The following is a 20,560-nucleotide window of genomic DNA, read 5'->3' as shown; positions in this document are numbered from 1 at the left end:
TCTTATTCCTCCAATAATTGTAATAAAAAAATTTTTATAATAGTTATGTACAGTTTATCAACAAGGATATTAACATTCATATATTATAGCCAAGTATGTATATAAATATATCAACATGTTAATAACTATGTGTATAGATTAAATTTCTATAAATTTAATAACAGATTGTTATTAAGTGTTATAAACATGCTAAGACCTAAATAAAATCAACTATAAAGCATGTACTAACAATAAAAACAAACAAGTTATGCACAATTTTATCCACACATGTGGATAAGTTTTTATATTAATAAGTTATTCACAACATAATATTTATGATAACATAAGTAAATACTCATATTCAATAAGTTATCCACAAAAAAATATATATAAATATATTTATCAACAATTATTACCACCTTGACAGAAAAATAGTATATCTATATAATAATAAAGTAAAATTTAAATAGCGAAGTATAGTTTTTACTATAAATAATAAATTTAAGGGGGTGCATATGTAATGTTTATGACTTACCAACCTAAAAAGAGACAAAGAAAAAAAGAACATGGTTTTAGAAAAAGAATGAGCACTCAATCAGGAAGAAACATTCTTAAGAGCAGAAGACAAAAAGGAAGAAAAAAATTAACAGCTTAAGGGCCCATTAGTGGCCTTTTTTCTGCAAATGCAGGGAAAAAAGGAGTATAAAAATATCTATGATTTATAGATTAAAGAAAAATTTTGAATTTACAATTGTATATAAAAGAGGTAAATCATTTGCAAATGAGCTTCTAGTTATGTACATATTAAAAAATAGAAGGAATAAAGATAAAGATCTTTTAGCCTATAGCAAGGTAGGTATTTCTGTAAGTAAAAAAGTTGGGAATAGTGTTGTTAGAAGTCGATGTAAAAGATTAATAACTGAAAGCTTTAGATTAAATTATAATTATATAGTAAAGGGATATGATTTTGTTTTCATAGCAAGAAATCCTATTCAAAGTAAAAGCTACTTTGAGGTAGAAAGAGCTATGAAAAGTTTAATTAAAAAGGCAGGCTTATATAATAATGAAGAAATTACTAATACGCCTAATTAAATTTTATAGAAAATATATTTCACCTGGAAGATCTTCATGCTGTAGATTTGTGCCTACTTGTTCACAATATGCAATAGATGCCATAAATAAATATGGAGCTTTTAAAGGTAGTGCATTAGCAGTTTACAGAATATTAAGATGTAATCCTTTTTGTAAGGGGGGATATGATCCGGTTAGGTGAGATATTAGGAGGTATATATTTTAATGTTTCAAGCAATAGTTAACTTTATGAAAGGGATATTTGATTCCCTGCATGACTTTATAGTTAGTATGGGAATATCAGATGTTGGGCTATCTTATGTTTTGGCAATATTTATTTTTACATTGATTATAAGAATTTTAATATTACCATTTAACATTAAGGCAGCAAAATCATCACAAGGAATGCAGAAAATTCAACCAGAAGTGAAAAAGCTTCAGGCTAAGTACAAAGACGATCCTCAAAAATTGAATACTGAAACTATGAGGTTATACAAGGAGAATAATGTTAGTGTAGCTGGTGGATGCCTTCCATCATTATTACCACTACCTATACTAATGGCTCTTTATTGGGTATTCATGGGGATACAAGGGATAGAAGGTGCTTCATTCCTATGGATTCACGATTTATTTGCGCCAGATAAATATTATATATTACCAGTATTAGCTGCATTATCAACATATATACCATCTTATTTAATGTCTAAATCAACACCATCACAACCAGGTGGAATGAATATGGGAAGTATGAATTTAGTTATGGCTGGAATGATGGGTGTTATGTCATTGAATTTTAAATCAATACTTGTACTTTACTGGATAATTGGTAATTTAATTCAAACAATACAAACATATTTCTTAAACTATAGACCAGCAATGAGAGAGATGGATGATAAGACTCAAAAAGATGCTGTAGCAGAATCAGATAAGTTTGTTATGGCAGTGGAAGAACCTAAAAATTCAGCTAGTAAAAAAAGAAAAAAGAAATAATTAAAAAGTGATTTTGCTTTGATATTAGAGGTGGTGAATTAACAGATGAAATCAGTAGAAGTGGAAGGAAAGACTGTTGAAGAAGCCTTAAATAAAGCTTTAAGTGAACTTGATGCAAATAAGGATATGGTTGATATTGAAATTTTGGATCATGGCTCAAAGGGTTTATTTAATGTTATAGGAGTTAAACCAGCAAGAATTAGAGTTTCTAAAAAATATAATTATATTGAAGAAGCACGAAACTTTATAGTTCATATACTCAAGGGAATGGAAGTTGAAGCAACGATTGATATTAAAGAAGAGAATGATAGCATTATAATTAATTTATCCGGAGAAAAAATGGGAGTGATAATTGGTTATAGGGGAGAGACATTAGATTCTATTCAATATTTAGTTTCACTTGTAGTTAATAAGGTACATGAACTTCCTCATAAAAAGGTTATACTAGATACCGAAGATTATAGAAGCAAAAGAGAGGAAACTCTTAAAGGTGTTGCAATTAAAACAGCTAATAGAGTTAAGAAAACAAGAAAATTATTTAAACTAGAGCCAATGAATCCATACGAGAGAAGAATCATTCATTCTGCACTTCAGGAAGATGCCTTTGTTAATACATATAGTGAAGGCGAGGAGCCGTTTAGAAGGGTAGTCGTTGAATTAAAGAAAGATTAAACTTAAAAAGAAAGCCATTATGGCTTTCTTTTTAAGTTTATAAATAAAATTTATGACTAAAAAGAGAAGTTTTAACTAATATAACTTTGACTATTTAAATTTTGTTATGTAAAATTGATAATAGTTAAAAAGGAGTTTTAGTTTAGAAAATATTCTTCTTTAAAAAGAGGAGGAAATTAAATGAAAGAATTTGATACTATTTGTGCGATCGCTACACCAATTGGAGAAGGCGGAGTTTCAATAATAAGAATTTCAGGGGAGAATGCTTTAAAGATTGCTAGTAAGATATTTACCCCTAGAAATAAATACGATATTGAAAGCATGAAAACATACACTATGAAGTATGGTAATATTGTGGATTTAGAGAACAAAGAAGAGATAATTGATGAAGTTATTTTAAGTTATATGAAAGCTCCAAGAAGCTATACGGGTGAAAACGTGGTAGAAATAAATTGTCACGGAGGAGTTATATCTACTAATAGTGTATTAGATCAGGTTATTAAAGCTGGTGCAAGACTTGCAGAACCTGGAGAATTTACTAAAAGAGCATTTTTAAATGGAAGAATAGATTTGAGTCAGGCTGAAGCAGTTATGGATATAATAACTGCTAAAACAGAGTTATCGATGAAAGCAGCTATGATTCAAAGCAAAGGAGCTTTGTCCAAGGAAATAAACGAATTAAGAGGGTATTTGCTAAACGTTTTAGCGCTAATTGAATATGCAGTTGATTTTACAGAAGATGATGAGGATATAATTGATGACAACTTAATTTTACAGGTTAAAGATGGGATCCATAAGGCAAATTCAAAAATTGAAACCTTATTGTCTAATGCGGATGCTGGGAAAATTGTGAGAGATGGACTCAACATAGTTATTGTAGGAAAGCCAAATGTAGGAAAATCTTCATTACTTAATGCATTATTAAGAGAAAATAGAGCTATAGTAACAGATGTTCCAGGGACAACTAGGGATATAATTGAGGAGTATATAAACCTTGATGGAATACCGGTTAAAATAACCGATACAGCAGGAATAAGAGATACAGAGGATGTAGTAGAAAAAATAGGTGTGGAAAAATCAAAAGAGAAAATTGAAGAAGCAGATCTAATAATACTAATGCTTGATGCATCTAGATATATGGATGAAGAAGACAGTAGAATAATTAATAAAATAAAGAATAGAAAATATATAGTATTATTAAATAAGATGGATTTGAAAGATATAAAGATTCAAGAAGAAATACTTAAGAGTTTAAGTAATATAATAAATATATCAGCTAAAACTGGCCAAGGAATAGATATTTTAAAAGATGAAGTTAAAAAGTTATTCTTTAATGGAGAGATAAGCTCTGAAAGCTTAATAATTTCTAATGCACGACATAAGCAAGCATTATATAAATCATTAGAAAATTGTAAAATGGCTTTAGATAAAATTAATGCTAATGAATATCTTGATTTAATATCGATTTATATAACAGCGGCTATGAAAGCTTTAGGAGAAATAACTGGAGATGAATTGGAAGAAGATTTATTAAACAAAATTTTTAGTGAATTTTGTGTAGGAAAGTAGGTAAAAGTAATGGCAGTAAATTATGATGGTGGTCAATTCGATATAGTTGTTGTGGGTGCAGGTCATGCGGGATGTGAAGCTGCATTGGCATCAGCAAGATTAGGCCTTAATACATTAGTATGTACAATAAATTTAGATTCAATAGCATTGATGCCTTGTAATCCTAATATCGGTGGTACTGCAAAAGGTCATTTAGTTAGGGAAATTGATGCACTTGGTGGAGAAATGGGGATAAATATTGATAATACATTTATTCAGTCAAGAATGTTGAATACTTCAAAAGGACCAGCCGTTCACTCATTGAGAGCTCAAGCAGATAAAAAAAGTTATCAATTTAGAATGAAGAGAATTCTAGAGGAACAGGAAAATCTTAAGATAAGGCAAATTGAGGTAACAGAGCTTAATGTTGAGAATGGAAAGGTGACAGGTGTAGTTACTAAAAATGGAGCTATTTTTAAATGTAAGGCAGTAATTCTTGCAACTGGTACATATTTAAAAGGAAAAATTATAATTGGTGAAGTATCATATAGTGGCGGTCCTAATGGTTTATTTCCAGCTAATGACCTATCACAATCATTATTAGATTTAGGAGTTTCTTTGAGGAGATTCAAAACTGGAACTCCAGCTAGGATAAATAGAAGATCTGTGGATTTTTCTAAGATGATAGAACAAAATGGCGATGATAATATAATACCTTTTTCATTTATGAGTGAAAATATTGAAAGGGAACAAGTATCTTGTTACTTAACTTATACAAATGATGAAACACGTAAAATAATTAGAGATAATATAGGCAGATCTCCAATTTATAATGGAAGCATAAAAGGTGTTGGTCCTAGATATTGTCCATCCATAGAAGATAAAATAATGAGATTTCCAGATAAACCACAACATCAAATATTTATTGAACCTGAAGGACTTGACACACTGGAAATGTATGTAGGTGGATTTTCATCATCATTACCAGAAGAAGTACAAATTAAAATGCTTAAAACATTACCAGGACTTGAAAATGTTGAAATGATGAGAACTGCATATGCAATTGAGTATGATTCAATTGATCCTACTCAATTAAAACCAACATTAGAATTTAAAGATATTGAAGGATTATATGGTGCAGGTCAGCTTAATGGAAGTTCAGGATATGAGGAGGCCGGAGCACAGGGGTTAATTGCAGGTATAAATGCAGCATTAAAAATTAAAGAAAAAGAACCACTAATATTAACTAGATCTGATGCTTATATAGGAGTTCTAATAGATGATTTAGTTACAAAAGGGACTAATGAACCTTATAGGATGATGACTTCAAGGGCAGAATATAGATTATTATTGAGGCAAGATAATGCGGATTTTAGATTAACGGATTTAGGATATAGAGTTGGATTAGTTACAGAGGAAAGATATGATAAATTTATAAAGAGGAAACAAAATATTGAAAATGAATTAGAACGATTAAAGAATTTAAAGGTAACTAATAAAAAAGAAATAAATGAATTTTTAATATCATTAAATTCAGCTGAATTAAGAAAGCCAATTACTTTTTATGAACTGCTACAAAGGCCTGAATTAGATTACTTTGATTTAAAACAAATAGATTCAGAAAGACCAGAATTACCTCATGACGTTGGAGAGCAAATTAATATATTAACAAAATATGAAGGATATATCCAAAGTCAGCTTGAACAAGTTGCTCAATTTAAGAAATTTGAGAAGAAGTTATTACCTAAGGATATTAATTATAGTGATATTAAGGGATTAAGAACTGAAGCAATACAAAAGTTAAGTGATATTAGGCCAATAAGCATAGGTCAGGCAACACGTATTTCAGGAGTGTCTCCAGCAGATATTTCGGTATTACTTATTTATCTTGAACATTATTATAATAAATAATTAATTATTATTGGAGGAATTATGAAGTTTTATGATTTAATGTCTAAATCAGCAGAAGATGTTGGTTTACAACTATCGAAAGAGCAGTATGAAAAATTTATTGATTATATGAAACTTCTTCAAGAATGGAATGAAAAGATTAATTTAACAGCTATAATTGATGATGAAGAAATAATCAAAAAGCATTTTATTGATTCAATAAAAGCATTTAAAAGAGATGAATTCAAAATTGCTAGAAGCTTAATAGATGTTGGTACAGGAGCTGGTTTTCCAGGTTTGCCTATTGCAATAATGAGAGCTGATTTGAATGTTACATTATTAGATTCATTGAACAAAAGAGTGAGTTTTTTAAACACAGTTATTAATAGAATTGGAGTATCTAATGTAACAACTATACATTCCAGGGCTGAAGATGGAGCAAAGGATGTTAAGCTAAGAGAGAATTTTGATATTGCAACATCTAGAGCTGTTGCAAATATGAGTGTATTATCTGAATTATGCTTACCATATGTAAAAGTTGGAGGAAGTTTTATTGCGCTAAAAGGTCCGTCAGTTGATCAAGAAATTATAGAGAGCGCAAATGCAATAAAGATTTTAGGTGGAAAAATATTGGAAGTTTGTGAAATTAACATTGAAGATACAGAATTAAAACATAATTTAGTTGTCGTGAAAAAGATAGATAGATCTCCTAAGGGATATCCAAGAAGAGCAGGGTTAATAAGTAAAAATCCAATTAAATAAAGATATTACATAAATAATTGAAATTTGATTATGTAAGCAGGTATATGATAAAATATTAAGGTAGGAGTTAAATAGGCAAATAAGGATAACAAGGTAAAATATGTATGTAGTATTTTAATAAGGGATGGGTTGGGAACATGAATAATGAAATAGTAAGTATTAACATAAATAAAGTCATTCCAAATATTTATCAACCGCGTAAATATTTTAATGAAGAAGCTATAGAAGAATTATCACAATCAATTAGAGAACATGGAATAATTCAACCAATTACTGTAAGAAGGCGTGGAGAGGTCTTTGAATTGGTAGCAGGAGAGAGAAGACTTAGAGCAGCTAAGTTAGCTGAGTTAGAGACGGTTCCTTGCAATATTATAGATATAACTGACTCTGAATCTGCTCAGATAGCTCTACTTGAGAATCTTCAAAGAGAAGATTTAAATTACATAGAAGAAGCAGAGGCGTATTATAATTTAATAAGTGATCATAATTTTACACAAGATGAATTAGCAAAGAAGATGGGAAAGAAACAATCAACAATCGCTAATAAATTAAGATTGCTAAAGTTAAGTAGTGAAGTTAGAGAATTATGTTTAAAGAATAAATTAACTGAAAGACATGCAAGAGCATTGTTAACAATTCCAACTGAAGAAATGCAGTTAAGAATTGTTCAAAAAGTAATAAAAGACGGATTAAATGTTAAGAAAACAGAAGAATTAATTAATAAAGAATTGCTTAAATTAGCTGGAGAAGAATTAAAAAATAAGAATAAAAGAAATATAAGAGGCGTATTGCCGGCTAAACTTTATGTTAATACAATAAAACAAGTTTTGCAGAAATTTGATATTCCAGCTGAATATGCATATAAAGATGATGATGAATTTATAGAAGTAGTAGTAAAGATACCAAAAACAAAAAAATAAGAGGAATAATTGGAAGTTAAGGTTTTACCAAGTATTACCTTAACTTTAATTATATATACATGTTGTAGTTGAATTTTAAAATTTTGGTCTTAACTTAGGTTTTGGTTTTACATTACTGAAATTTTAAATGTAAATTTATTATTTCAAATATGTATTAATCTTATATTTATAAATATAGAAATATAGAATTGTCAATCATATTTATACACAGAAAATTAAGAATTAATGAAGAATATTTTATAATAGAATATATTTTATTAAGAGTTATTGTTTTTTAGAACATAATTCTTTTATTATAATAAAAAAGTATATATAATATTAATATGGAAAGGGGGGACGCTCTTTTAGGGCTGTACTTATGAAGGTAATTTGCATTTTTAATCAAAAAGGTGGCGTTGGAAAAACAACTACTAATATAAACTTATGTGCGTACTTAGCAATGGAAGGTTATAGAGTATTAACTATAGACATAGATCCTCAAGGAAATACTACAAGTGGATTAGGACTGGATAAAAGTAATTTAGACTTATCCATTTATGATGTATTAATTTCTGATACTACTATGAAAGAATCTATAGTACGAAGTGATTTAGTCCAGAATTTGTACATATCACCGTCAACGATGGAACTCGCTGGCGCAGAAGTGGAACTTATAAATAGAAGTGATAGAGAAAATATAATGAAGAATAAATTAAAAGAAGTTGAATCAGAATATGACTATGTGTTTATAGATTGTCCACCGTCTTTAGGGGTATTAACAATAAATGCATTAACATGTTCAGATTCGGTGCTAATACCAATACAATGCGAATTCTATGCATTGGAGGGAGTTAGTCAGTTAATCAACACCATACAATTAGTAAAAAAATCTCTTAATAAAAAGCTAGAAATCGAAGGCGTAGTAATGACAATGTTCGATTATAGGACAAATCTTAGTAATGAAGTTTTGAAAGAAGTAAAAAAGTATTTTAAAAATAAGGTATATGAAGCTACAATATCTAGAAATGTAAGGCTTGCAGAGGCGCCAAGCTTTGGACTTCCGATAATGTTGTATGATGAAAAATGTAAAGGCGCTGAAGCGTATGTAAAATTAACTAAAGAGTTTTTAGAGAGACAGTAGGTGATAGAATGGCAAAGAAATTCACTTTAGGAAAAGGATTAGGCGCACTTATACCGGAGGAATCAGATAATGCTGCGCAAGAAAACAATAGTTTTCTCATTCCTATAAATAAAATTAAAAGTGATGAAGACCAACCAAGAAAATTGTTTGACTCAGAAAAGATAGCTGAATTAGCAGAGTCAATCAAAGCTCATGGTGTTATTCAACCTTTAATTTTACGAGAGCTAAAAAATGATAAATACATTATAGTTGCTGGAGAGCGTAGATGGAGAGCAGCTAAAATGGTTGGCTTAAAAGAAGTACCAGCAATAATAATGGAATTAAGTGATAAAGATATATTAGAAATATCATTGATAGAGAATATTCAACGCCAAGATTTAAATCCAATAGAAGAGGCTTTAGCATATAGAAAATTGTTAAATGATTTTAAAATCACACAAGAAGAATTAAGTAAGAGAATAGGAAAATCAAGGGTTGCTATTGCTAATACAATGAGATTGATGAATCTGGATGAACGTGTTCAACAATATATAATTGAGAGTATCATAACGGAAGGACATGGAAGAGTACTTCTTTCAATAAATGATAAGCAGAAACAGTATGAAATAGCTCAGCAGGTAATTGATGAAAAATTATCCGTGAGAGAATTAGAAAGATTAATAAAAAGAATTAATGATGATATTGAAAAGGAAAAAAATAATGAAAATATAGGAGAAGTAAATCCTTATTATAAAGAAATTAAGAATCAGCTTCAGAACTATTTTGGAACAAAGGTAAATATTTTAAACAAGAAAAACAAGGGTAAAATAGAGATTGAATATTATTCAGAGGAAGATCTTCAAAGAATACTAGACATTATTAATATGTAATGTTTCACGTGAAACAATTATGAAAGGAATGACATAAAATTGGATATGCTAATTAGTGCAATGAATGATATAATGCCATATTTATTAATTGGAATGGCAATAATAATTATATTATTATTTATAATAGTAGTGGTATTATTTAAAGCAGTTGGAAAAGTAGAAAGCAGATACAGAAAATTAATGAAAGGTACTAGTAATAATAATTTAGAAGAAATGCTACTGGAAAGATTAGATAGTATTGAAGATGCTAAAGAAAGATCTGATAAGGCTCTAGAAGAATGTAAGAGATTAGAAGTTAAGATGAAGGATTGTGTTCAAAAAGTAGCAATTATGAGATATAAGGCATTCGAGAACGTTGGTAGTGACTTGAGCTTTTCGATAGCTATGCTAGATGATAGAAATGACGGAGTTATTTTAACTGGTATATATGGAAGGCAAGAAAGTACAACTTATGCAAAACCAATTGATAAGGGAATATCAAGATATGATCTTTCGGAGGAAGAATTATACGTTTTAAATGAAGCAGCTAATAAAGAAAATAAAAATTAGTTAAATTGTTTAGTTAAGTGAGCACCAATAAATTTGGTGCTCTATTTTTGTATTTAAAAATGCCACAAGTTTTACTTATGGTTGCAGAAAGCTTTTGACTATAAGTGAAGAAATAAATCACTGTTGCAAAATTATAATATGTTCGCTGACTTGAACTATGAGCTACAAGAGGCATATATGTTATGGATATTGATAATTTATAGTATAGTAAACGGAATGGAAAATATCATATAGTTTTCATGGCAATATTTTAAAGAAAAATTATATATAAGAAGATAAAGAATTATATATGAAAATATTTAGATTATTATGTGAAAAAACTTGAAATTATAGAAGTCAAAGCGTTTCTAGATTATATAATATGATTGCAAGTATACCTTTTAAATTAAATGTAGTGAAATCAATAATGAAATATATACTTCTAGCAATTCTTGAGGAAGAATAGAGATGCCATTATGTATAAAATTTATACCAAGGTTCATATCTTGAAGTTATTGATGAGATTAAAAGTATTTAGTACATTTATGGAATTCAGCTTAGTAAAGTCTTTACAATTAACAAGTGGTAATAGTTTTAGATTTGCTAGTTTGCCAACGATTGAGACTAAAACTGATGAAAAAAGTTTATTTTGCTCATTCATATTCATCTTTTGAATATAGGACTAATAAATGTAACGATGAATTAGTAAGCAGTTTTAACGTAGATCAAAACGATTTGGAATTATAATTTAAATAATGTTTTATTTTTATGAGCTTGAATGAATACTTTTTTAAGAAAAAAGGTCAATTTAATTATAATACTACAGAAGAGTTATTTTAGGTATATGCTGATTAAACATATTTTACATAATTAAAATTCATCAATTGAATGTAATCTAAAATATTTTGAAATGTATGATAGTATTATGATATGTATTTGGATATAGTTTAGAATCGCTAGATGAAATATAATAAGTGTGGATATTATACATAGAGTAAAAAATTTAAATATGTAAATAATTTATAATAGGACTACATAATGAAAAAGTGAAACTGTAAGGCAAATATAATTACTATATATAAGTTCTAATTAGTAAAATTCATTTCTTCTTAACTCATATTTATATTATTTGATAAGGCTATATAAAATAAATCTAAATAGAATTACCATAGAAGATAATAAGAGTGCAGTATAGTATTAGAACTTAACGGCAATGACAGAATCTAAAAGTGTACGAATGTATAAGCGGGATCCTGTAGTTTAAAAACACGTCTAAGTTTTTTTAATAAGATGATTGTAGAAATGGAAGGATTAGAAGAGCATACTGTTGGTGACTATATTAAAAAATATAAAGTCAATGGATTAAAGGGCCTTGCTTAAAAAAGCCACCTGGTGCCCCTAGAAAATTAAATCCTGAGCAATAACAAGAACTTATTTATGTGATAACAAATAATACGATTGACGAAGTGGGGGTTGAATCAATAAAAAACTTGACTATAAAATTAATATGTCAACGGGTCAGGGTTAATTTTAGAATTACTATAAAACATAGCAGTATGGCAGTTATACTTCACAGATTAAATTTGAGTTGTACAAAACCAACATATGTTTTAAAAAGTCTGATAAAGAGAAACAAGAAATTTTCAAGAAGGATTTTGAATATCTAAAAAAACACACCTTGATGACTTAATTGATATTACCTTATTTCAAGACTAATCAATGATAAGAGATTATCAGGCTATTCAAAAGACTTGGTTTATAAAAGGGAAATAAGGAAGTATACCTAATTATTGAAATGTGGTAGGCGTAAAATTAATAGGAATACTAGATTATGAAAGTGGCCATGTATATTGTGAAGAACATGAAAAATATGATGCTGTAGCATTCCTTGAGTTTTTTAAGAAGGTGCTTACGCAATATCCAAAAAAAAGGTAAGATAGTTATTATTCTTGATAATGCTAAAGTTCATCATGCTAAATTGATACAACTGCTTTTGGAGAAACTGAAAAATAGACTTGAATTAATGTTTTTATCTCAATATAGTCCTGGCCTAAATCTAATTGAGGGGTTATAGGAAGGGGTAAAATCATCAGTGATAAACAATACATTCTTTAAAAGTTAGATTAGTATTCGAGCTTCTATATAAAATTTCATTGGAACAATAAATAAGGTTCTCACACAAACAATAGGCAGGCTATGCGTTAAAATGTATAAAATTTATTAGAACTTACATAGATTAATTATTTTGTTTATAAGTAAATAATTATAGTTATGTTAAAAACCAGAAAACTATTAAATTATAATATACCACGCATGGCTAGAAAGTTTTTATTAAAAGAAAATTAGCAAAGAAAATAAAGATTGTTTCACGTGAAACAATCTTTATTGAAAAATAATACAAAATAGTATTACACTGATGGCAACTATATAAGTTTAAAATAAATTAATAATCATAGAAATGAGAATTGTTTTGTTAAAGCAATTAAGAATTAAAAGTTACTAAAATTGAATATTTACAGAAGTGCTAGTAGTGTTAGGCCTATCTAAGCTCTTTAAAATAAAATAATAGATACCTCTAGAAATTGAATCTGCGAGATTCATAACAGTATATAATCTAGTATTTTGTAAAACTAAAAAATCAAATCCTCCGGATACATTTACAATACCAGTTATGCTCATATCACCAACGGCAGGAAGGTTCTTATTTAAAGCCAAACCAGGAAGTAGAGGCTTTTTCTGTATGAAAACTTTACCTATATTATTTATAGATCCTAAACAAGAATCGATTGCTATAATATATGGATTTATAAAATTAAAATTTATCTCATTTAATTTACTTACTATATTTTTTGCATGTATTGGATTTTCGAGTGTTCCAAATATATGTATATTATTCTTAGAAAAATGTTTTAATTTATGTCCTACTAATGGGCCTAATGAATCTCCAGTAGATCTATCACTTCCAATACAAATAAATATAATTGGCCTATCTTCATAAAGTATTGGTTGTAATTCAGTCAATAAATAATCTTTGATTTTAGTACAAGAAGCCAGTGAAGATGAGTTTACAGAAAAATTTTGACACATAAGAAAACCTCCTTTTATTAGATTTATTTCCAATAAAAAGAGGTTTTATTCATCGTCTAAAAATAATAAATAGAATACAAATTAAATTAATAATCACATCTAACAAGAAAATAATATAAAAGGTATGTATTAAGGCCAGTGCTAAGAGCACTTGAAATATTTGTTGTTATAGATTTTTTGAAATTTTATTTAGAACCGTAAGCGCATAATTAACTTCTTCCTTAGTTGTAAAATAACTAATGCTTAGTCTGACAGTTCCAGATGGATAACTACCTATGGTCTTGTGTGCTAATGGAGAACAATGCAAACCAGATCTAGTCTTTATTCCTTCACATTCTAAATAATATCCCAATTCAGAAGGATCGAGGGAATTAAGATTTATAGAAATACATGAACTTAGCCTTTTGCCAGATAAATCACCATAAACAGTTATTCCTTTGATGTTTAGCAAACCTTCTAGCATATGTTTTATTAAGTAGTTATTGTGTTCATAAATTGAATTTAAACCTACTGAGTTTATATATTTAATAGATTCTGATAATCCAACTATCCCTGGAAGATTATGAGTTCCGCATTCAAACTTATCAGGTAGAAAGTCTGGTTGTGATAAAGAATAAGAAAGACTTCCAGTACCGCCGTGTATTAGACTTGAACAAGAGTCATTAAATTTAGGGTCCAATATAAATCCACCAATTCCTTGCGGACCCAATAAACTTTTATGTCCCGTAAAAGCTATCGCATTAGCTTTTATATTTTTCATATTAATATCTAAAACACCGGCACCCTGAGAAGAATCAACAATGAAAAAAATGTTGTTTTCATTACATATTTTACCGATGTTATATAGGTCTTGTACTGAGCCTGTGACGTTAGATGCTTGAGTCATTACAACTAGCTTTGTTTTATTAGTAATTTTCTTTTTTAAATCATCGGCATTGATAAAACCTTCAGAATTTGCAGCTACTATATCTAATTCAATTTGAAGGTTCTCCTTACAAAAGAATAATGGTCTAATAACAGAATTATGTTCCATTGAAGATGTTATTACATGATCACCAGGCCTTAAAATGCCTTTGATTAATATGTTTAAAGATGTAGTAACGTTGTTTGTAAAAATAACATTACTAGGGGAATCATAACCAAAAAAGTTACAAATTAATTCTCTTGCATCATAAAGATATCTATTACTTTGAAGAGAATTACTGTAATTTCCACGGCCTGCATTGCCACCTACATTTAGCATATAGTCACACATAGCATTAATAACTTGCTTTGGTTTAGGAAAAGTTGTTGATGAATTATCTAAGTAAACTTCCATATCAAGTATTCACCTCTAAAAAAATAATTTGTAAGAGCCCCAAATAATAAATATTATACCCAAAGCAAATAGGAAGTAGTCCAATATTTTTGTTGTATTATTGGCCAAATCAGGTTTAAATTTTTTAAAACCTTTACTTACTAAAATATTAAGAAAGCAGAACCAAGTTATACTTCCAATTATCATTGATGAGATTGAGAATATAAAATATATCCTTCCATGATGTCTCCAAACATTGAATATGGTTCCACTTAATGCAATCCATAATGATGGAGTTGTTGGATTGAGAAACGTTATCAAAAAACCAGTTAAAAAACCATTTGATGAACGTCTATAAATTGATTTTTCTAAGTTAAAGTCTGGTTTTTTAGCTGTAAATGATATTTTATTAGATATAATTAAAACAATACCAGATACTATCCAAAATAGACTGTGAAACTTAGGATTTCTAGTAAGTATTGTAAAAAGACCTAGGTTTATAATTACTATATATGTTATATCTGCGGATACAGCACCAAGTGATACTTTAAATCCCTCTTTAAAACCTTTTGATATTGAACGACTAACAGATTCAAGGCCTGAGGGCCCCAAAGGTATAGAGGCAACAAAACCTGTAAAAAAACCAATTAATATAGCTTTTAATATGTTAATTACTGAAAACATTATATTCTCCTTCTAATTGCATTTCTATATAATTATAAAATAAAAAGATATATTTTTCACTAAATTTATGAAGTTTTTATATGAATGTGTTCTTAACCTTTATAAATTTAAAAAAATATATATAATATTAATATAAGTTATAATAAAGATTATATAGGTGGTGTAAATATGGATTATTATATAATAGTATTCAAAAATACATATGATGCAATGTCAGCAGAAAAAAAATTAAAAGAATTAGATCTAGAGTTTAGAATAATGCCAACTCCTACATCTATAACTATGAGTTGTGGGATATGCGTGAGAATAGATAAAAAGGCAGATATAGATAACATAATAAATAATGATTTGATGGAATATAAAAATATATACTATAGAAATGATGAAGGATATATACTAATTGATAAATAGGAAGGGGGATTATGTTTGTATGGTAATTACTTAATAGAGTTAGAGGAAGATTTCCAATTTTTAAAAGAATTGAAATCTAATATTAATAGTACGCTAGTAGATATCATAAGTGTTAAATCAATCGAGCTAATAATAAATAAAGCACTTAAAATAGCAGTTGTAATTATTATAATGTATTTTTCTATAAAAATAGGTAAGCATTTAATAAAAAAGTTTGTTGATAAGCAGATTGAAAGCAATGCAGTGATTTCTTTGGATTCTCAAAGGGCAAAAACTTTGGGGGAAGTATTGAAAAGTGTTTTAAAATATTCAGTATATTTTATGGGGATAACAATAATAATATCAATTGTATTTGGTGGTATGTCATTTACGTTTGCGAGTATAGGTGGAATTGCAGTTGGTCTTGGTGCGCAAAGTCTAATAAAAGATTTAATTAATGGATTTTTTATTTTATTTGAAAATCAATTTGGAGTAGGAGATCATGTAACAATAGGAAGTTTTAACGGAATTGTCAAAAGTATAGGAATTAGAGCCACCGTTATTAAAGATTTTACAGGGGATATACATTCAATTCCAAATGGGTCAATAGGCGGAGTTACAAATCATTCGAGGAATGATATTAGGTTTATGGTAGATATAGATATATCTCCACTGGAAGATATTCAAAAAGTGATTAACGTTATAAGAGCTGCTTGTGACGATTTTAAGAGCAAAAATGAAGAGTATATAGGTGAATCCATAGAAATAACTGGGGTCATAGCTCTTGAAGTATCAAAAGTTACAATAAGAGTAGTAGGTAATGCAAAACCATTAATGCAATGGAAAATGGAAAGAGAGCTTAGAATGGCAATAAAGTTAGCTTTAGATAAAAATAGAATAAATGTATCTTTAGATGAGAAACAATTAGACAATGAAAATATAGATAAGGATGGGGAGTAATGGTAGAAAACTTTAATCTCGGAGATGTGGTTGAAATGAAGAAGCAACATCCATGCGGTTCAAATCAATTTGAAATAATAAGGGTAGGTGCAGATATAAAAATAAAATGTACTGGCTGTGGTAGAATCGTAATGATTCCCAGAGTGAAATTTAAAAAGGAAGCAAAAAAAATAGTAATTGCTGCAGAAAGTTAGCAAAATAACTTGATTCATTCTTTTTTTAATGGTATAATCATTAATTGTAATCCCTGCTATGCAAAGCATAGCCGTTAGTCCGAGGGGAGGAGGTGAAATTAATGAGAAAGTACGAAACTATATTTATATTAAACCCATCATTCGATGAAGAAACTGTAAAAGCTAACATCGAAAAGTTTAAGGGTGTTATAGAAAATGGTGGAGGAACAGTAGAAAATGTTGATTTCTGGGGTAAGAGAAAGCTTGCTTATGAAATCTCAAAAGTTAGTGAAGGTTTTTATACTTTAGTTAACTTTACTGCTAACCCTGAATTACCAAGAGAGTTAGATAGAATATTCAGAATCACTGATGGTGTTATAAGACATATCATTGTTAATGAACAAGTATAAGGTGGCGTTGTAAATGAATAAAGTAGTTCTAATCGGAAGATTAACAAAAGATCCAGAACTAAGATTTACTCCAGGAAGTGGAGCAGCAGTAACAACCTTAACATTAGCAGTTGATAAATATAATACAAAAACTGGCCAAAGAGAAGCAGATTTTGTTCCTGTAGTAGTATGGGGCAAACAAGCTGAAAGTACTGCTAATTACATGAGTAAAGGTAGCCAAGTGGCTATTAGTGGTAGAATCCAAACCAGAAGTTATGATGCGAAAGACGGAACTAAGAGATATGTTACCGAAGTTGTAGCAGATCAATTTGGTGGAGTTGAATTCCTAGGAAGTAAAGGAAGTAATTCATCAGGAAATAGTTTTGGTAATAGCAATGAATATTCAGCACCAGCGAATGATGCATTCAGTGGTGGATTTGAAGAGGATATAACTCCGGTAGATGACGGAGATATGCCTTTCTAAAATTTTAAGTAAGGAGGGAATATGATGAGCAGAGAAGAAGGTAACAACGGTAGAAGACCTGGCGGTAAAATGAGAAGATCTAGAAAAAAAGTTTGTGCTTTTTGTGTAGATAAAGCTGAATTTATCGACTATAAAGATATAAATAAGCTTAGAAAATATGTTACAGAAAGAGGAAAGATTCTTCCAAGAAGAATTTCTGGAACTTGTGCTAAGCACCAAAGAGAATTAACATCTTCAATTAAGAGAGCAAGAAACATAGCATTATTACCATTTACAACAGAATAATGGTAGTAGTAATATCCCCCCTGAGAAATCAGGGGGTTTTTAATATAAAAAAATATTATTATTAAATCAATCTCTCAACTTTGTGGAAAAATATAGCAAATTGTCTATAAATTCTTGCAATACTCACAAAAAAAAATTAAAATAATAATACAAGGGTTTTGAGAGAGGTGATAGACTATGAGAAAAGATAATTTTAATATAATGACTAACATTAAAATTATAGAAGATTTAAAAGCACAACTTCTTTGTATAATAGGAGAGTTTTTCAGACTATTGACAAAAGGTAACAATGTAGCCCGTGATTCTATTTTAGATTGTATTTCAGGAGCTATAATTATACTATATATTCTAGGTGATAAGTTAGGATATTCATTGGTAGATATAGACCATAATATAAAATCAAAATTAGATTTAGGGGTAAGAGCAGAGGATCAAGTTGAAAAAGAAGGCAAAAGCTTAAGTAAGTTGAAGCGTTATATTAGTAACAGAAGAGATTAAATATTCTTAGGAGGCTTTTTATGAATTGGATAACTATGCTTAAACGTTTGCTTAAGCCTGGATTACTAATTACAATTTTAATACTATTATTTGCATATAATTATACAGGTATAGGTATAATTATCCTAGTAATCTATTTTATAGATAATTTCCACCAATTAAATTATTATTTGGAAAAGGAAAATGATTTTAACCAATTTATAAAAAGTATAAATAAAGGTATATCAGAGAATGCATTAAAGTCAATATATCCATTAGTATTGATAAAAGAAGATGGAGAAATAGTTTGGTATAATAATTTATTTAACACTTTAAAATCAGATGAAGAAAATACTGAAAAGAATATTTTAAGTATAGCTAGAGGGATAAATCTAGATGATTTTTTAAAGAATGAAAATAATTTGCATCAAAGATTAAGCATACAAAATAAATTATATGATGTATACGCTACTTTGATTGAAACTAAAAATAAAAAAAATCTATACTTATTATCTTTTAATGACATTACAAAGCTCATAGATTACGAAACCACTCAAGAGAGTGTAATGTTAATAGAAGTAGATAATTTTACAGAAGTAATAGATAAAACCGATGATAATAATAGACCGCTTTTAGTAGCTGAAATAGAAAGAACAATAAACACATATGCCAATAACTTAAAAGCAATGATTAAAAGATATGATACCAATAAATATGTATTATCAATTCAAGATAAGTACATTGAAGATGAAATAAAACATAAGTTTAATATAATGGAAGTAATATCAAAAATAGATAAGGGAAATTCAATTGAAATTACTTTATCTATTGGTGTTGGCAAAGGTGGAATGTCTCCGCTTGAAAATCATAACAATGCTAATATAGCTAAAGAGTTAGCGTTGGGCAGAGGTGGAGATCAAGTTGTTGTTAAAACTAATGATGATATAAAGTTTTTTGGTGGAAATTCAAAGGAAATAGAAAAAAGGACTAAAGTAAAAGCGAGAGTTATAGCTAGAGCTTTGAGTGAACTAATTCGAGAGAGTAGCAAGGTTTATATAATGGGGCACAAGAATCCTGATATGGATTGCTTTGGATCTGCAGTCGGATTGGCTAGCGTGGTTAAGCAATTGGGGATGGGCTGTAAAATTATATTAAATAATGATATTACTGCAATCGGATATTTCTTAAATAAATTAAGCAAGGAATCTAAATATGATGATTTATTTATATCAGTAGAAGATGCAAAAAGTGATTTAGATGCCCAAACACTAGTGATCATTGTGGATGTCCATAATAAGAGTTATGTTGCTGATTTATCGCTAGTAGATAAATCTCAAAGAAAAGTAATAATAGATCACCATAGAAGAAGTCCTGATATGATAGAGCATGATATACTTAATTATATAGAAGTATATGCCTCATCTACATCAGAGATGGTCACAGAAATTATTCAGTATATGGTTGATAAGCCTAAATTAACAAGAACAGAAGCAGAAGGTTTGCTTGCAGGTATTTTTATGGATACAAAAGGATTTTCTTTTAAAACTGGTGTCAGAACTTTTGATGCTGCATCATTTTTAAAATCCTTGGGAGCAGATCCTATAGAAATTAAAAAGATGTTTACTGATGACCTAGAAGATTATTTACTTATTGCTGAGACTATAAAATCTGCTGAAGTAAAAGATAATACAGCTATTGCTATAACGCCTAAAAATATTGATACAGTAATTATAGCAAAGGCAGCAGATGAATTGCTAAATATATCTGGAATATCTGTAAGCTTTGTTTTAGGCGAAGTAAATAATGATATATATATAAGTGGAAGGTCAGTGGGCGATATTAATGTTCAAGTAGTGCTAGAAGCACTTGGCGGAGGAGGGCATATGAATATTGCTGGTGTAAAAATATCAAATAAGACAATTGAGGAAGTAATTGTTGAATTAAAAGAAGTAATGAAAAAATACTTAAGGATAGGTGAATAAGTT

General features: G+C 28.9%; 25 protein-coding genes. 22 read left to right on the top strand and 3 right to left on the bottom strand.

Going from position 1 to position 20,560, the window contains the following annotated elements:
• Positions 1–499: 499 nt before the first annotated feature.
• The 14 genes from rpmH (at position 500) to PZA12_RS24995 (ending at position 12,423) form a co-directional block, all read left to right on the top strand.
• Entirely contained in the window at positions 500–634 is a 135-nt protein-coding gene (rpmH, locus tag PZA12_RS24920; protein ID WP_008419045.1) for a 50S ribosomal protein L34, read from the top strand.
• A 59-nt stretch (positions 635–693) separates the two neighbouring features.
• On the top strand, positions 694–1,071 hold the full coding sequence (gene rnpA / locus PZA12_RS24915; RefSeq protein ID WP_078117629.1) for a ribonuclease P protein component: 378 nt from the start codon (positions 694–696) through the stop codon (positions 1,069–1,071).
• Positions 1,043–1,252: a membrane protein insertion efficiency factor YidD gene (gene yidD / locus PZA12_RS24910; protein WP_012061251.1), complete on the top strand. Its 210-nt coding sequence runs from the start codon at positions 1,043–1,045 to the stop codon at positions 1,250–1,252. The genes rnpA and yidD overlap by 29 nt, the downstream gene beginning before the upstream one ends.
• Positions 1,253–1,275: 23 nt before the next feature.
• Complete coding sequence (locus PZA12_RS24905; protein ID WP_077845252.1) at positions 1,276–2,040, top strand: membrane protein insertase YidC; 765 nt, start codon at positions 1,276–1,278, stop codon at positions 2,038–2,040.
• A gap of 45 nt (positions 2,041–2,085) precedes the next feature.
• Positions 2,086–2,712: an RNA-binding cell elongation regulator Jag/EloR gene (gene jag / locus PZA12_RS24900; protein WP_078117628.1), complete on the top strand. Its 627-nt coding sequence runs from the start codon at positions 2,086–2,088 to the stop codon at positions 2,710–2,712.
• Between the two features lie 180 nt (positions 2,713–2,892).
• Positions 2,893–4,281: a tRNA uridine-5-carboxymethylaminomethyl(34) synthesis GTPase MnmE gene (gene mnmE, locus PZA12_RS24895; RefSeq protein ID WP_077840255.1), complete on the top strand. Its 1,389-nt coding sequence runs from the start codon at positions 2,893–2,895 to the stop codon at positions 4,279–4,281.
• Between the two features lie 9 nt (positions 4,282–4,290).
• Entirely contained in the window at positions 4,291–6,171 is a 1,881-nt protein-coding gene (mnmG, locus tag PZA12_RS24890) for a tRNA uridine-5-carboxymethylaminomethyl(34) synthesis enzyme MnmG (protein ID WP_065417470.1), read from the top strand.
• 21 nt (positions 6,172–6,192) lie between these two features.
• Positions 6,193–6,912, top strand: coding sequence for a 16S rRNA (guanine(527)-N(7))-methyltransferase RsmG (rsmG, locus tag PZA12_RS24885; RefSeq protein WP_077845254.1), 720 nt, complete (start codon positions 6,193–6,195; stop codon positions 6,910–6,912).
• A gap of 137 nt (positions 6,913–7,049) precedes the next feature.
• Positions 7,050–7,832, top strand: a complete 783-nt coding sequence (gene noc, locus PZA12_RS24880) for a nucleoid occlusion protein (protein ID WP_077840253.1) — start codon at positions 7,050–7,052, stop codon at positions 7,830–7,832.
• Positions 7,833–8,190: 358 nt separating this feature from the next.
• Positions 8,191–8,952, top strand: a complete 762-nt coding sequence (locus tag PZA12_RS24875; protein ID WP_078117627.1) for a ParA family protein — start codon at positions 8,191–8,193, stop codon at positions 8,950–8,952.
• Between the two features lie 8 nt (positions 8,953–8,960).
• Positions 8,961–9,821, top strand: coding sequence for a ParB/RepB/Spo0J family partition protein (locus PZA12_RS24870; RefSeq protein WP_077840251.1), 861 nt, complete (start codon positions 8,961–8,963; stop codon positions 9,819–9,821).
• Between the two features lie 45 nt (positions 9,822–9,866).
• On the top strand, positions 9,867–10,370 hold the full coding sequence (locus PZA12_RS24865) for a DUF4446 family protein (protein ID WP_103699028.1): 504 nt from the start codon (positions 9,867–9,869) through the stop codon (positions 10,368–10,370).
• 1,418 nt (positions 10,371–11,788) lie between these two features.
• Positions 11,789–12,016 (top strand): winged helix-turn-helix domain-containing protein, encoded by a 228-nt coding sequence (locus PZA12_RS25000; protein ID WP_161223406.1) that lies wholly within the window; start codon positions 11,789–11,791, stop codon positions 12,014–12,016.
• A gap of 221 nt (positions 12,017–12,237) precedes the next feature.
• Positions 12,238–12,423, top strand: a complete 186-nt coding sequence (locus PZA12_RS24995; RefSeq protein WP_078117625.1) for a transposase — start codon at positions 12,238–12,240, stop codon at positions 12,421–12,423.
• Between the two features lie 425 nt (positions 12,424–12,848).
• Here PZA12_RS24995 and yyaC read toward each other — a convergent pair whose 3' ends face one another.
• From yyaC to PZA12_RS24850, 3 genes are all read right to left on the bottom strand, one after another.
• Positions 12,849–13,436 carry a spore protease YyaC gene (yyaC, locus tag PZA12_RS24860; RefSeq protein ID WP_077845056.1) on the bottom strand — a complete coding sequence of 196 codons (588 nt, stop codon included), beginning with the start codon at positions 13,434–13,436 and terminating at the stop codon, positions 12,849–12,851.
• 166 nt (positions 13,437–13,602) lie between these two features.
• The gene (locus PZA12_RS24855; RefSeq protein WP_078117624.1) at positions 13,603–14,754 is read right to left on the bottom strand and encodes an aminotransferase class V-fold PLP-dependent enzyme; all 1,152 of its coding nucleotides are present in this window, start codon (positions 14,752–14,754) and stop codon (positions 13,603–13,605) included.
• Between the two features lie 15 nt (positions 14,755–14,769).
• Complete coding sequence (locus PZA12_RS24850; RefSeq protein WP_077840077.1) at positions 14,770–15,417, bottom strand: LysE family translocator; 648 nt, start codon at positions 15,415–15,417, stop codon at positions 14,770–14,772.
• 168 nt (positions 15,418–15,585) lie between these two features.
• Between PZA12_RS24850 and PZA12_RS24845 the strand changes: the two genes are divergently transcribed.
• From PZA12_RS24845 to PZA12_RS24810, 8 genes are all read left to right on the top strand, one after another.
• On the top strand, positions 15,586–15,828 hold the full coding sequence (locus PZA12_RS24845; protein WP_077845054.1) for a DUF3343 domain-containing protein: 243 nt from the start codon (positions 15,586–15,588) through the stop codon (positions 15,826–15,828).
• Between the two features lie 15 nt (positions 15,829–15,843).
• Positions 15,844–16,767 carry a mechanosensitive ion channel family protein gene (locus PZA12_RS24840; RefSeq protein ID WP_077845053.1) on the top strand — a complete coding sequence of 308 codons (924 nt, stop codon included), beginning with the start codon at positions 15,844–15,846 and terminating at the stop codon, positions 16,765–16,767.
• Positions 16,767–16,961, top strand: coding sequence for a DUF951 domain-containing protein (locus PZA12_RS24835; protein ID WP_012061236.1), 195 nt, complete (start codon positions 16,767–16,769; stop codon positions 16,959–16,961). Before PZA12_RS24840 ends, PZA12_RS24835 begins: the two co-directional genes overlap by 1 nt.
• A gap of 101 nt (positions 16,962–17,062) precedes the next feature.
• The gene (rpsF, locus tag PZA12_RS24830; protein ID WP_012061235.1) at positions 17,063–17,350 is read left to right on the top strand and encodes a 30S ribosomal protein S6; all 288 of its coding nucleotides are present in this window, start codon (positions 17,063–17,065) and stop codon (positions 17,348–17,350) included.
• Positions 17,351–17,363: 13 nt separating this feature from the next.
• The gene (locus tag PZA12_RS24825; protein ID WP_012061234.1) at positions 17,364–17,813 is read left to right on the top strand and encodes a single-stranded DNA-binding protein; all 450 of its coding nucleotides are present in this window, start codon (positions 17,364–17,366) and stop codon (positions 17,811–17,813) included.
• 24 nt (positions 17,814–17,837) lie between these two features.
• A complete protein-coding gene (gene rpsR, locus PZA12_RS24820; RefSeq protein WP_012061233.1) occupies positions 17,838–18,098 on the top strand; it encodes a 30S ribosomal protein S18 in 261 nt (86 codons plus the stop codon).
• 177 nt (positions 18,099–18,275) lie between these two features.
• Positions 18,276–18,596: a MazG-like family protein gene (locus PZA12_RS24815; protein WP_077845052.1), complete on the top strand. Its 321-nt coding sequence runs from the start codon at positions 18,276–18,278 to the stop codon at positions 18,594–18,596.
• A 20-nt stretch (positions 18,597–18,616) separates the two neighbouring features.
• The gene (locus PZA12_RS24810) at positions 18,617–20,557 is read left to right on the top strand and encodes a DHH family phosphoesterase (protein WP_077845051.1); all 1,941 of its coding nucleotides are present in this window, start codon (positions 18,617–18,619) and stop codon (positions 20,555–20,557) included.
• Positions 20,558–20,560: the final 3 nt, after the last annotated feature.

Origin of the sequence: Clostridium beijerinckii (genome assembly GCF_036699995.1) — a bacterium.
In the GTDB taxonomy this organism is placed as follows: domain Bacteria; phylum Bacillota; class Clostridia; order Clostridiales; family Clostridiaceae; genus Clostridium; species Clostridium helianthi.
Note: the sequence above shows the minus strand (reverse complement) of the source record. Positions and strands in the feature narration are given on the sequence as shown.